This window comes from Arthrobacter sp. 10N418, from assembly GCF_056394725.1.
On the sequence record NZ_JBFTIK010000016.1, the window covers coordinates 22,620 to 36,065 of the forward strand.

The 13,446-nt window shown below is 59.2% G+C and carries 10 protein-coding genes; 9 read left to right on the top strand and 1 reads right to left on the bottom strand.

Translation table 11 applies throughout. The features are described from left to right. Positions 1-14 precede the first annotated feature (14 nt). From AC1DCZ_RS13715 to AC1DCZ_RS13740, 6 genes are all read left to right on the top strand, one after another. Complete coding sequence (locus tag AC1DCZ_RS13715; protein ID WP_476975077.1) at positions 15-479, top strand: flagellar hook assembly protein FlgD; 465 nt, start codon at positions 15-17, stop codon at positions 477-479. A gap of 31 nt (positions 480-510) precedes the next feature. Beyond that, positions 511-1,674, top strand: coding sequence for a flagellar hook protein FlgE (locus AC1DCZ_RS13720; RefSeq protein WP_476975078.1), 1,164 nt, complete (start codon positions 511-513; stop codon positions 1,672-1,674). A 693-nt stretch (positions 1,675-2,367) separates the two neighbouring features. Then, entirely contained in the window at positions 2,368-3,648 is a 1,281-nt protein-coding gene (locus tag AC1DCZ_RS13725; protein ID WP_476975079.1) for a tyrosine-type recombinase/integrase, read from the top strand. A gap of 140 nt (positions 3,649-3,788) precedes the next feature. Continuing rightward, positions 3,789-5,345, top strand: a complete 1,557-nt coding sequence (locus AC1DCZ_RS13730) for a hypothetical protein (protein WP_476975080.1) — start codon at positions 3,789-3,791, stop codon at positions 5,343-5,345. Next, the gene (locus AC1DCZ_RS13735; protein ID WP_476975081.1) at positions 5,338-7,533 is read left to right on the top strand and encodes a hypothetical protein; all 2,196 of its coding nucleotides are present in this window, start codon (positions 5,338-5,340) and stop codon (positions 7,531-7,533) included. The genes AC1DCZ_RS13730 and AC1DCZ_RS13735 overlap by 8 nt, the downstream gene beginning before the upstream one ends. Before the next feature lie 292 nt (positions 7,534-7,825). Then, complete coding sequence (locus tag AC1DCZ_RS13740) at positions 7,826-8,002, top strand: hypothetical protein (RefSeq protein WP_476975082.1); 177 nt, start codon at positions 7,826-7,828, stop codon at positions 8,000-8,002. Positions 8,003-8,519: 517 nt separating this feature from the next. On the opposite strand, the gene AC1DCZ_RS13745 is transcribed toward AC1DCZ_RS13740, so the two are convergent. Next, positions 8,520-9,494 (bottom strand): TIR domain-containing protein, encoded by a 975-nt coding sequence (locus AC1DCZ_RS13745; protein ID WP_476975083.1) that lies wholly within the window; start codon positions 9,492-9,494, stop codon positions 8,520-8,522. A 266-nt stretch (positions 9,495-9,760) separates the two neighbouring features. On the opposite strand from AC1DCZ_RS13745, the gene AC1DCZ_RS13750 reads away from it, so the two are divergent. The 3 genes from AC1DCZ_RS13750 (at position 9,761) to AC1DCZ_RS13760 (ending at position 13,379) form a co-directional block, all read left to right on the top strand. Beyond that, the gene (locus AC1DCZ_RS13750) at positions 9,761-10,312 is read left to right on the top strand and encodes a TIR domain-containing protein (RefSeq protein ID WP_476975084.1); all 552 of its coding nucleotides are present in this window, start codon (positions 9,761-9,763) and stop codon (positions 10,310-10,312) included. A 23-nt stretch (positions 10,313-10,335) separates the two neighbouring features. Next, on the top strand, positions 10,336-11,199 hold the full coding sequence (locus AC1DCZ_RS13755; protein WP_476975132.1) for a DUF4231 domain-containing protein: 864 nt from the start codon (positions 10,336-10,338) through the stop codon (positions 11,197-11,199). A gap of 203 nt (positions 11,200-11,402) precedes the next feature. Continuing rightward, on the top strand, positions 11,403-13,379 hold the full coding sequence (locus AC1DCZ_RS13760) for a hypothetical protein (protein ID WP_476975085.1): 1,977 nt from the start codon (positions 11,403-11,405) through the stop codon (positions 13,377-13,379). Positions 13,380-13,446: the final 67 nt, after the last annotated feature.

A 13,446-nucleotide genomic window follows, 5' to 3' on the forward strand; every position in this document is an offset into this window, starting at 1 on the left:
AAGGAACGCGACTCATGACGATCCAGCCCATCGCAGCCCAGCCGATCGCGCCTAAGCCGGTCACACCCCAGCCGGTCGCCGGCGCAGGGGCCACTCCGGCGGCCTCCACCTTGCGGACACCCGTCCAGAGCATGGACGCAAACGTCTTCATGACCTTGCTGGTGGCCCAGATGAAAAACCAGAACCCGAGCGCCCCCATGGACACCAACCAGATGATGAGCCAGACCATCCAGCTCTCCATGATGGAAAAGACGACGGAATTGACCACCAACAGCAAGGAGGCATTCTCCCTGCAGATGCGGTCCGCCGCAGCCCAGCTGATCGGCCACACCGTCGACTACACGCTCGGTGACGGCACCACGGGCACCGGCCTCGCCGGCTCGGTGTCCTACGCCGGAACAGTTCCGTCCGTCAAGGTCGGCGCTCTTGCCATCCCCCTCGACTCCATCACCGGGCTCACCGCGCCGGCCGCTTCCTGACCAGTTCTCCACCCGCAGAAAGGCAGTTCCCATGCTCCGCTCGCTGTACTCCGGAATCTCCGGCCTTCGCGCCCACCAGGCCATGCTCGACGTCACCGGCAACAACATCGCCAACGTCAACACGGCCGGCTTCAAGGCCTCGACCACCCAGTTCCAGGACACCCTCTCGCAGATGACCCAGGGCGCTTCCTCCCCGCAGGCGCAGTCCGGCGGCAGCAACCCGGCGCAGATCGGCCTCGGCGTCCGCGTAGCCGGCGTCAGCACCAACTTCAGCCAGGGCTCCTCGCAGAGCACCGGCCGAGCCACCGACATGATGATCTCCGGCGAGGGTTTCTTCGTCACCAGCAAGGGCGGCCAGCAGCTGTTCACCCGTGCGGGATCGTTCAACTTTGACGCGGCGAGCCAGCTGGTCAGCCCCGACGGCGGAATCCTCCAGGGCTGGACCGCGAAGAGTGGTGGGGCGATCGATACGGCCGGAGCCATCGGCGACATCACCCTGAACCCGAACAACATGGTCGCCGCCGCCACGTCCGCTGTGACGCTGGACGGGAACCTGCCCGCCGAGGGCGCCACCTTGAACCGCGTCGTCAAGGTCTACGACGCCACCGGCGCCGAGCGGAGCCTCAGCCTGACCTTCACCGGCGCGGGTGACAGCTGGAGCGTCTCCGGTACGGACGGGACGGCCAACGCAGGGCCGGCCACGCTGACGTTCGACAAAGGAAGATTCGTGTCCGCGGGAACCCTGAACATCGGTGCCGTCGCCGTCGACCTGTCAAAGGTCTCTGCCTTCGCCGGTATGACCTCCCTCATTGTCAGCGGTCAGAACGGCTCCGCCACCGGCAAGCTGGAGTCTTTCACCCTCGGCAACGACGGCTCCCTGATCGGCTCGTTCAGCAACGGCACCAAGCAGGTCCTGGCCAAGATTGCCCTGGCCAAGTTCACCAACCCGACGGGCCTGGAAAAAGCCGGCGGCTCCTCCTACGTGGCCACCGCGAACTCGGGCGGAGTCCAGCTCGGCGGCGCAGGCGATGCCGGCATCGGCACCCTGGCCGGCGGGTCCCTGGAAATGTCCAACGTGGACCTGTCCCAGGAGTTCACCAACCTGATCGTCGCCCAGCGCGGCTTCCAGGCCAACGCCCGCATCATCACCACCTCGGACGAGGTCCTGCAGGAACTGACCCAGCTGAAGAGGTAACGGTACGGAACTACTAGCTGTCTCCTAGGCGAGTACCGCCCGCGACTTAACAGCTATTCAAAATACGGATCGGGGCTGTCTCTCGAGCCGTTGCCCGGACCTGCGAAGCAATTACTGCGGGCCCGGGCGGGGAACTGGCTTGAAATTACTTTGAGCTGAGCTGACGCCTGGGCCCTAGCCTCGGTTGAGACCGGCCCTACCCTAGTGAGCCTGACTTCCCGCCTTACTTCGGGGACAAATGGCAACCGATTGAGGACAGCATTGACAAGCGCTCAGGGAAACTTTTCGAGGGCGGGGAATCTTCGTGAGAGTTGACAACCGATCGTGGACAACGATCACTGGGCTGGAGGAAGACCTAACTACCGAAGGAGCAAGGCGCTTTCAGACCCAGACGGGCCAGATGCTTGACGCATAAGATACCCTGACTCTGTCACCACACCCTTCCGTAGTTTCCTCTGAACTCTCAGGGGGAGGAAGGATGACAAATGCTGGCAGAGCATCGAAATCTGGCCCTTGAACTGAATAGCAGCGATGCTGTCCGTCCCGTCTGCGGGTTCCGTCCGGCTGAAATCCGTAGTAGCCAGTTGGAGCCAGAACGCAAACATTCCTTACGAGGGCGGTAAGGTGGCACCCCGGAACCCACGGGCCAAGGTCACTTGGGGCGGCCGGTGGGAACCAGGCTCCCTCGCAGACGTGCTGGGCGAGCTACCCCACGACGTTCACCCGGTTCTTTCGCCGATCCTGACCGTAGATGGTCTTGTCGAAGAAGATGCCACCGCGTGGCTGGCCTACGTCTGCGCCCGAACCGGTGGGACTAAGACCGCGAAGACTTATGCAGAGAGTCTCTGTGTCTATGCCTCGTTCCTTCTCGGCAGAAATTGCTCACTCCGCGGTGCCACCCGTGACCACGTAGTTGAATACGTCAACTACCGGACAGTCGATGAGGATACTCGAGTTTCCGGCACTACTTGGTACAAAGATCGCACCGTAATCAGAGGGTTCCATGAGTGGCTGCGCGACACTCATGGCATCGAATTGCCTTTCACCCTTGATGTCGTTCCTACTCCCACTGGGCCAAAGCTATCAATGCGGGAGGGTCGAAACGTCGCCCGCAAGAGTGCCGACGGTACTCCTCTGACTCCTTCCTTGGTATCGGAATTGCTTGCTGCCGCCTGGCGCGCGGGATCCGACGGCCGTACGTCAGCCACCAGCCGGACCGGGGCGCGGGATGCAGCTTTCATAAGTCTCGGCCTAGCCTGCGGCGCAAGAGCATTCACCTTGACGCATCTGACGATTTACGAGCTTCCGAACTTGAGTTCGCCCGGCGATCTGATTGAAATGTGGCTTCCCGGGTCAATCATGAAACGAGGCCGGGAAGTCGTTCTTCCGGCGTTCCGCCACCATCTGCAACGAGTTCAGGACTACACCCGTGGTGCGCGCCGGATGCTCTTGCAGGATTGGAAACCCCGCGATCCGATCTATGTCGCTGAACCCCCGACGCCTGGCTTTCGTGGAATCGTGGACACCAATGGAATTCAGCGCCCGTTCAATAACATGAAAGCCGAGGAGCGCCGACGCCTTCTAACAGAGGACGGTGAACCGGCTCTCCTGTTCCTCTCAACAACCGACGGGGCGCCGGTGAAATACAGGACAGCTCAGGAATTTACGAGTGACGTGTCCCTGCTGGCTGAAGTAAATGCTTTCTCCAAAGGGCGGGTTTTTCCCCACGTTCATACGCATGACCTCCGCCATACGTACTCCACGCACTTGGCGGCTCTCTTCATCCTCGGAGTTCCCACCAGCGCCGCCCGGGACATGCACGGGAGGCCGCATCGCGTCGATATTCGGAGTGCAGTCCAGATGGCAAGCATGGCCCTCGGGCATGCAAATGAGGCTACAACCAGCCTATACATCCGGCAGGTAGGCATGATGATTCTTCGTTACGGCATAGACGATTTTCTGGGCAGAACATGATGGCCACCCGTAGCGACAGACACGTGCCGCGGCGAAGCACTGCCGATGAGCGCGGGGTCCAGGTCAGCTATATCACCGGCGCTGAAGTACACGAGTCGGGCGCGATCTCCATTAGAACGCGCGGGAGTAGAACTCCATTTGTGCTGCGTACGCTCGGCGTGACTGCGGCCGCCGAACAATTAACCGGGGGGCTTCTTTCACAGCTACACATAAAGGGTGGAACATGGACATCCATTGAAACACTCAGATCCAGATTGTGTTCGACCCGGGCCTTTATGCGCTGGCTCGGTACAGAACATGGAATCTTTGATTTGCAACACCCGTCGCTTTCCCCGGATATCGTGTGGATGGGCGTTCTTGCCGCGAGCGTCAGCGCGTCCGTGCAGAGAAATCTCCGCACTTTCCTGGCGGACATATTCATCCACATCCGGAGCGACGGCCAGATGTACCGCGAATACCTACACGCGCATAGTCTGGCCGCCGAGACAAGTCATGTGCAAGGATACGCTCCGGATGTGGCTGATGCTATAGAGAGCGTGGCCCGACGATCCGTAGGAAAATGGTATGTACGCCATCAGGAGGCAGTCAGCGAAGCACTGGGGGGCCTCCCCGACAATTGGCTGCGCATCGACGCCGCACTCCTAGTTCCCAATAGAACGGACGAAGGATGTCCGCCACAATTCGAGGTGAAGCAATCCGACTTGGCGGCGGCCATGGTTCTATTGGCCCTAATAGACAATGAGGGGCCAAACCTAGCGACCATCCAGTCCTACACCTGCGACTCGGTCGAGCGGGCCGGGGACGACACCAGTTTCGTAACCGGGGTGAAGGCCAGAAATCGCCAGATTCTGAGGACACCGGCCCCCGCGGGAGGACTCTATAGCTACGGCGGCCTGCTGGAGTTTGTCACCGCCGCCACCAGGGTCGACCGCTTATTCCGCCAGCACAGTCGTAATTTTGACGGGCTACTTTTTGTGGCGACCGGTGCTACAAGAGTCGTGAACGGGGCTGAAATTAATAAGTGGTGGAGCAACAACTCTCAAGCAGGCGTTCTTCCGGGGATACCGTCCTCGACACTCTCCTTCCGACGCCTGAGGAAAGCCGCATTGCTGCGCGGCCGCCACCGTGGGCACGGTGTCATCGGCCAGTCGGCTCAGACGACCAGGTTGTACCTCAAGGATGCCGTTCCAGACGTCATCCTTATCCCGGGACTGTTGAATACGCAAAGCAGTGTGGCGGATCACTGGCGTATGAAAACGGCGGCAATTGCGCCAGCTGGGCACGCCTTGGAGGGGCAGGTTTATAGCCTCGCCCAGAACGAGGCGCTGGTGCCTCTCCTTTCCGCGGAGGCGGTGATGGACGTAGGGGTCGCGGCGTGCGCAAGTAACGGTAGAGCGCCTGATGGCGGGGACAAACCCTGCGGGCTAGGGCCGGCGGCCTGTTTCGTCTGTCCTAACGGCTACCGCATACCCGAGGTTATCCCGGGCCTTCTGGCCATGGTGGACTTCACCGAGGACATCCGCAGACGGGAGCCGCAGGAATGGGTCTCAAGTGAAGCTCCCCTTCTTAACCGCCTGGCAAAGAAGGCCCTGGCTCAGTTCCCAAGTCACTTGGTTTCGGCTGTGTCGAAAGAGGAAATCAGCAACAGTCGAGTTCTCATCGCATGTGTCTATCTGGAAGGTCGCAGCATTGCCTGATTACAACGCCAAAGTTCGAATGCTTCCTGTCCCCGGCGCGCGGCCGGCTTTGGCCAACAGCGTGGATCTGCGCGAACTGATCCCGCGAGGAGCCAGTGTTAAGAGACCAATCCGCTATAGCGATTCCGTGTGGAACTTTGACGGATACCCGCTGGTCAACACAACCGACTTCGTTTTGGATTTCGATCGGCTTCCCGCGCGCTGGAGAAACACAGTCAAGGATTGGACCCTCCTCCGACTCGCCCCGAAACTGGCAGAAAACGGAAAATCTGGACTCAATACGACGGACGTGATGGCAGCCGCCGCGGCCGCCGATTCTCCGCTCAAATTCCCAAGCCTCTTGGCCTACGTCACCGTATTAGGATTTACACTCCCGATCATCGAGAGAGACTTCGGGGACCGACTTGACTCCGAAGACTGGCAATCATTCGCTAGGACTCTATCCGAAGAGAACCCACGAGCTCAGGCCGTCACCTTGGCCAACTACGTCAGACCGCTTCTGTCTCTGTGGTTATACAGAGGATTGCTAGGGGTGCCAGGTATGTTTGGGGGCAGACCCTTCGGTGGCGTGACCCCGGAGGAAGTATTCCGGGTTCCGCAGCGTGATCTAAATGTTGAGCGTCCCGCCCCGGAGATTTGCGGGCCACTCCTAGGAATGTCGTTGTGGATCATGGACCACTGTACCGAGGACATCATCCTGCGCTTAGAAAAACTCGCCAAAGTGCCGGACTTGGGCGCCCGGCCCAAAGAAGAGCAAATAGAGGCAGTCGGGCAGTTGTTGTTGAGGTGGGAGACGACAGGTCGGCCACTTCCGGGGGTGGTCAGTCTTCGCGGCAAAAACCTTACGCCAGCATGGGCAACGTTCGTGAAGCTGGCCGGATGCTCTTCCATGGTTCTGAAAAATCCTTCTGGTGACGCCAAGAAAATACTCGACCGACTGCGCCAGGACTTGGGAGTCTCTGCCTCGGTGGATGGGTTCAACTTGCCGATAACCGAAGTTCAGGGGGGCGACGGCAAGATGCGCCCGTGGACCGACAGCCTTGCCCCGACGCGCTACGGACTCGAACTCGATTACTGGGCAGGAATGCTGGCGTATTGCTGCGCGATGGTCATCACGATGCTGACCACGGTGCGTGAACGTGAACTCGCTGCGATACCCGATGATTGCCTGTTCGAGGCAACATACGAACGGGGCGATCTAGATGTGCCTGTGACCAAGATGCGGGGATTTCTAGTCAAAAATAGAACTGAGCCAGTGCCTACATCATGGGTGGTTGGCGATGACGTGGTCCGTGCTGTCGCGATCATCCACCGATTGAAGGCTGCTCTCGGGCTTGATGGCAAAAAACATCCCCAGACAGGAACAGATGTCCTGCTCCACCCTGGGTTGGGGCGCCGGTTTGCTGAGGAGCGTCGCAACACGCTCCAGCTCACCGCGCGATACCTGGAGAAGTTTGCAGGCACGGGCACCTACCTCGCCCGGAGGGGGCTCATCTTACCGTTGCCACCCCTGCCTAGATGGCTTGCGCATCGAACACTGAGAATAACCGCATTGGAAGCGTACGCCAGCCAAGCATGGGGGGATGCGCTGGCCGCTGAGCAGGGAAAATGGTCAAATCGTACCGTTGCCGAGGGGTACCTGGGACACCTTCCTCGCTCCATTTACATCGCCGATCCGGCGTCTCTGGTAGAGGCGCGACAGCTCGGGATCGGCCAGGCCTTGGTTGAGGTGGCGCGAGGGATCGATCAAGACCCCGCGAACGTCGCGGGCAACGGCACGGCTCGCCTTGAAAAGGTGATAAACGATGAACATGACCTACTCACTGGGCCAGTGTCCAATCGCCAACTGATCCAAATGGCCAAACGCAACCGAAATATCTACGTCGGAGAACACACAATCTGCGTTTTTGGGCCTGGTGGGATGTGCGGGAACAATGACCAAGCCGAATTCAAGCTCTGCCACCCGTTCGCATGCCGAAACTCCGCTACAACGCGGTCCCAGCGAGCTCGGTTAGAGCTACGCCGAAGAGGTTGGGAGCACTTTACGGGCGTTTTTGAACGGGCTCGTCTGAAGATCGAGTCAGATCTCCCGGGTCTCGTCGAGGAATTTGCTGCGATGAGGGACAGCGAACTCCGAAGCCTCATCCTTGCAGATCTGCCCGGCCGTGCCGTGCTCGGAACCGAATAAGTGAATGACTATGAACAACCTTGACATGGCTCGGGCTATCACAAGCGTACTGAGGCCGAATGAAAGTCTCCCCGTTCCAATCCGCGCGCTCATCGCCGCCACACTCATCTGTGAACGAGGCGGGGCACCCAGCCGCCTCGGCATGTCCAAAGTCGGAGGTTTTTCATACGGAAGCTCACAGAAGCACTATGCAGAATTTCTGACTGCTCTAGTTGAAAACTTGCCTCATGTCATAGGGCCTATGACATCTGAGAGCGTGGATCCAGTACTAGCCTCTACCCTGAGGTCCGAATTGAATGAACGTGACGAAACCATCCGCAATCTGCGCAAGGATATGTCGGCGTTAGCTGACAAGTTTGAGAACCTTCGCCGCTACGCACTTGCCATGCACGCGACGATCCGGGAGATCGACGCCAAAGCCGCTGCCGAGTCTGGCGCGAAAGTCAGACCCTTACATCCGCTCCTGTAGCAAGCGGGTAGTTCATATATCCCCCCGTACTGGGCTCACAGAACTCCTCGCTGACTTCGGTCGGCGGGGAGTTCTGCCCGTTCTTGGCACTGTCCATCCCGGTCGCGACGGAATCGGGGCATCGACATTGTCGCCGGGGGTGCTTCTGGGAGGCCCGGTGGCCGGGTCTAGCCTGCCTCGGTTTCCGTGGGCGGCCCTCGTTTTACGAGGGTGCAAGTCTCATCGGCGGTTGGCTTGGTGTCTTCAGTTCCTGATCAGGTCTCTGAGCTGTCTTCTTCGTGGGGCCCGGGTTCGCGGAGGCTTGATACCAAAATCCCAGGGTTCTTCATCGGGTTGTGTGAACCAGGGGTCTTGCTCGTGTCGGATGAAGTGCCAGTCGCGAAGAATGATCGCGGCGAATCCGAATGCCATATGTATGGTGTTCTTGGACAGTCCGAACACGTGTGTGTAGCCTCGTTTCATGTCGCCCCAAATCCCCGCGGCAGCTCAAAGTTGGCAGACCAGCTGACCCCAGTCATCAGAGGGCCACGTCGGAAAATCTTCCGGCGTCGGGTGATGTTAGGTTCCTGCCGGATTCGATCTTGACCTTGGCGATTTGCAGGGCGTCATGTAGCCGCTTTCGGCTTTCCCAGTTGTCATCCAGATCTATCCAGTTGATACCGAGGATGTCCGAGATGTCGCGAGTCTCTCCTACGCGAACAAAAATCGTCCTTTCAGGTGCCAGAGCCATTGCCATGCCCGCTTCGAGGGTGACGTTTTGGCGGGCTTGCCCCGTGGGCTTCCGTTCTTGTGGACCGTCGCCCGGCTGATGAAAATGGGATTTGAGTCTAGCTTCATCATCGGGGCTGAAGAGAACGACAATTGCTTGGGCCATGTTCATGCCGGCTTCGATGATGTCGAGTGTGTAGGGCCGAGTCTTGCCAGTTGCTGCCGCCGCGTCTGGCCAAGAGATGGGCTTCGCATCGAGGTGCCGGAGGAACTTCACGAGCTCCTCTTTGGCTGCCGTGTTGCGTCCGTGCACGATGAAGATGGCGCGCTGGTCTCCTGCTCGTTGCGTGGCCCTCCTTGGTCTCGGCCTCCGCTCTGCAATGGCTGGCGTTAGTATGCTGGTTGCGTCATCCGGTGCGGATAGCGTCAGCGTGCCGTCAGGTGGCTGGATTCCGTGGTCTTCGTCAATTGGGAAGTTTCGCCTCATCAGTTCCACAAGTAGAGGTTTGAACGATTCCGCGTGATTCCGCCGGGCGTTACCACGCGCAGAGAAGTAGAAGACTTCGTTGAGGAGCTCAAGTAACTGCTCATCAACGTAAAGTCCATCGCCGATTGCCTTCACCAGTGCATCAGCTCTGACTAGTTTGTTGGCATCAGGGCTGGGCTTACCTTGACCATAACTTGTCCACAGAATATTCAAGTCAGCTTGAGTTATTTCGGGGTTGCCACCAAGGGCGTAGGCTACCTGTCCACGAAGACGCGGGGGAAAGAGAGAAGAGACCATCCGCCAATAGTAGGCAGTGAGAGTGGAGATGACAGCCCCTAGGTAAATTGTCAAGGCTCTAATACGTGCCAGGGCTTCAGTGGGGCCAGTAGTTCTTGCAGTAGGTCGACTGGGCAGCGCCGTCCGCCGTGGCCGGAACCTCAGTTCGGTTTGCACCTATTTGTGTCCAGATCGCGGCGCGTACGAAGCGGAAATGTCAGCAGGTAGTTCTATGCTCTTCGAGAGATGCCCGCAACAGCCGCTGGCGAAATAGATGGAGCCCAACCATGTCGCAGTTGACGGAATTCACCCGACGGAAGTGTTTCATCTCGTATCACCACGATGATGAAGATGAAGTCCAAAGGTTCATACAGACGTTCGACCACGACGAGAACGTACTGATTTCAAGGGGTATCGGCGCCAGCATGGCGGGCGACATAATCAACAGCAACAGCAACGACTACATCATGCGACGTGTCCGGGAGGACTACCTGCGTGACAGCACAGTCACGATTGTTATGGTGGGGCGCAATACCTGGGGACGAAAATTCGTCGATTGGGAGGTAGCGACTTCATTGCGTAATACCGCTTCTTACAATCGAAATGGCCTCCTGGCAATTACGTTGCCGTCAATGGCTGGATCGGCGGGTCGCCAGCTGCCGGCTCGCGTCAACGACAACGTGAAGGGGGACGACGGCTATGCCCGATGGTGGACCTACCCCTCCACTACGTCGGCATTGGCCAGATGCATTGATTTGGCATATCAGTACCGGACTACCCGTAGTCATCTCGTCGACAATACGCGTGCGCTTCGTTCCCAAAACGGGCCCGTGTCATGAGTTTGGGACTCACGGACGATGATATGCCAGGTTTTTGGCGAGATGCGGACACCGCTTCGCTCGTGGGACAAAGGTGGGCGCTGCGGTACTCACGCGCTCGGCTGTTCGGCGCTCTGGTAGCTGCCTTGGGCGGATCTCTGACCTGGACGATGGGCAAGATGGACGTTGCCGCAATTGTCATCGCGGCTGGCTTCCTGATCGCGCTTGCCAGCGAATTGGCTGCTTGGGTCCATCAACCTGAGAGAGATTGGTACTCCGGCAGAGCCCTCGCGGAATCCGCTAAGACCTTGGCATGGCGTTACTCTGTTGCAGCCAATCCTTTCCCTTACGAAATGCCGGAGCCAGAGGCTCGATCGATCCTACGTCGGCGCCTTGACGAAGTGTCAGCCGAAGCTCGAGATCGGGTGACCCTAGGATCGGGAAATGCCGTCGTGACGCCAAGAATGACGGAACTTCGCACTTCTCCATTCGGACGTCGAAGGGCTGCATACATCGCCGGACGCACAGAGGAGCAGCACCGCTGGTATGCGCGCAAGGCGAGGGCGAATCGAAAATCGGCGACGGTGTGGCGCGTGCTCCTGATCCTCAGTGAAGTGATTGCCCTGGTATTAGCCGCGTTGCGTATCTTCGGCGGATGGGCCGTCGATTTCGCTGGACTCCTCGGCGCTCTGATCGCCGCGGGGGCCGCTTGGACAGCATTGAAGCAATACAGTCCGCTCGCCTCGGCATACTCGACGGCTGCAGCCGAGCTGGCGATTCAGGCGGACCGACTCGTCGACTTGAACGAGACGGAATGGGCCGCGGTTGTGGCCGACGCCGAAGAAGCCATCAGCAGGGAACACACCCTGTGGTTGGCCTCTCGAACTGGCAAAAAGCCGGTGAATTAAGCGAATTGGACACCCCTGACGGTGGACATCTTGAGAGTTCAACGCGGCAATGCCAAGCTGGCGGGGCCGTGCCTACTCCGCTGGGTATCTTGAGATAAACCCTCTGCGTCGGTGGGTTGCGGATGTACCCTCGCACTGAGGACGAAGACCACTGACCCGGTCTCGTCGCAGAGGTCGCAAATGACGGGGAGAAAAGAACCGGTATGCCAGCGAAAAAGACTGAAGTCGGCGAACTAGAGTCCACTCTGATGAACATACGTTGCCCTGTTCACGGGCGCATCGATCTCACTGACGTATGGGGACCGCAAAATGTCATAAAGAAATTGGTAGTCTCGCCGAGCTTTCAACGGCTTCGCAGGATTAAGCAGCTTGGCTTCGTCTCGTGGGAATATGCGGGCGCCGATCACAGCCGTTACTCACACGCGCTCGGCACGATGCAGGTTATGCGCGAGATTCTGGCGAACACCAAGGAGACGGGTACGTTCCTCCGCTCGCTTGCGATGGAGGTGCACAAGCAAGGCAAGACGAACGAGGACGCCATGAATCGTGCGCGTCAGCATTTGTTAGTCGCCGCGCTTCTCCAGGACTGCGGCGAGCTCCCGTATGGGCAAGCCACCGCCAAGCTGTTCTGCGCGGATCCGGATGTATACACAGCGGTCCGGGAGTCGACAGGACAAGACGTCAGCGAATGGTCCAACACCAAGGCGGTCTTCACGCTCGCGTGCCTCGCTGAGTTTCGTTCGATCCTGAAGGGCTACGACATCCCGTTGCTCGCATATCTCATGACCGGTCGCCAGTGGGGTGAATGCGGGGAACGCATCGAACTGCGCGCGGTCCTGCACCTACTTGATGGAGTCTATGACGCGGATCGTCTCGACTATGTGGCTCGAGATGCACACCATACCGGGGTCGGGCGCGTCGACATCAAAGAGGCTGTCTCGGCCCTGATCGACGTCGACGCGGATGGTCCGATCTGCTCCTCGCCCGGCACCGTCGGCAGCCTGCTCGCACTGCGGTCTCACTTGTACTCGACGGTGTACTCGTCCGCCCCGAACCGGTTCCGCGTCATGCTCCTTCGTGAAGCCCTGGAAGCGGCCTTCACGAAGGACACGAGCGGCAGGATCAAGCAAAATATCGGGGTTCAGCGGACGCTCACCATCGACCTATTCCTCCTCTTGGACGATGTCGCGATCGAGGCTTTCATCACCCGCGCGATATCGGTGAAGAGCAGCTTCCCCAAAAAGGGTCAGATCGCCCTGGACCTGCTGAACGGCGAAGCCGACGGATATCAGGAGCGCTGGCTTAGTACACGACAATCCGTTGGATCGAAGACCACTCTCGATATTCCATTGGCGGTGTTCGCCGAATTTTACGAGGATGACACGTTCGCCACCCAGAAGAACGTCCGCATCGGAACAGCGCAGTCCATTCGGGCGGCCAGACCATCACATATAGGCGGTGTGTATGATCTTCCACAGTTGCACGATTTCAACGGCCCGTACTCGCAGGTTCTCAACCACCCTGGTTCGATTCTCCCGACGAACGGTGACGTCCTGATCTTCGAGCCAGATGAGGGCCTTCTTTCGTCGGCCTACCGCGAAGCTCGGGACAACGGGACTATCGCTCTCGCGATCAGGGACGCTCTTAAGCAGAGCGCAGTTCTCATCAGTGAGGACACTAGGACCCTCGCTGGGCACGTAGGACCGTTGATTTTCCTCTCCTGGTGCACCGATGATAGAGCCCTCGCAGCTGCGGTGGCTAACGAATTGCACAGACGCCATCGCCGATACTTCATGATTTGGCGGGACTATACCGGACTGGGGACGGCGCCCGGAGACAACAGCGTCAAAGCCGTCCTCGATTCAGACGCCACAATCGTGCTTGCGAGTCCGGCCTATGCCCGTCGGTTTCAAGAGAATTCGGGCGGAAACATCGGCCGAGAAGTGGTCGAGATGGGGCACCGACTGCGCGAGAGCGCCGGCAAGTTCCGGGTTGTCGTGCTCGCGGGGGCAGCGTTCGAGGAGCTTAGCGAGTTTCCTTGGTTCCCGCTCCTCGGGCAAACCGAAGCATCGTGGACGGGCCCAGCGCTGCGTCCCAATGCCGCTTCGACGGTCTCGGATGCGGTCGGTGCTGCTCTAGCCCTCATCGACCGAACGTTCGAGTCTCCGTCGGCCGGTTGATGGTGCACCGCATCGCTGTGTGTGGCCCGCCCGGCTCAGGCAAGTCGTCCTTCCGCAGAATGTCAGC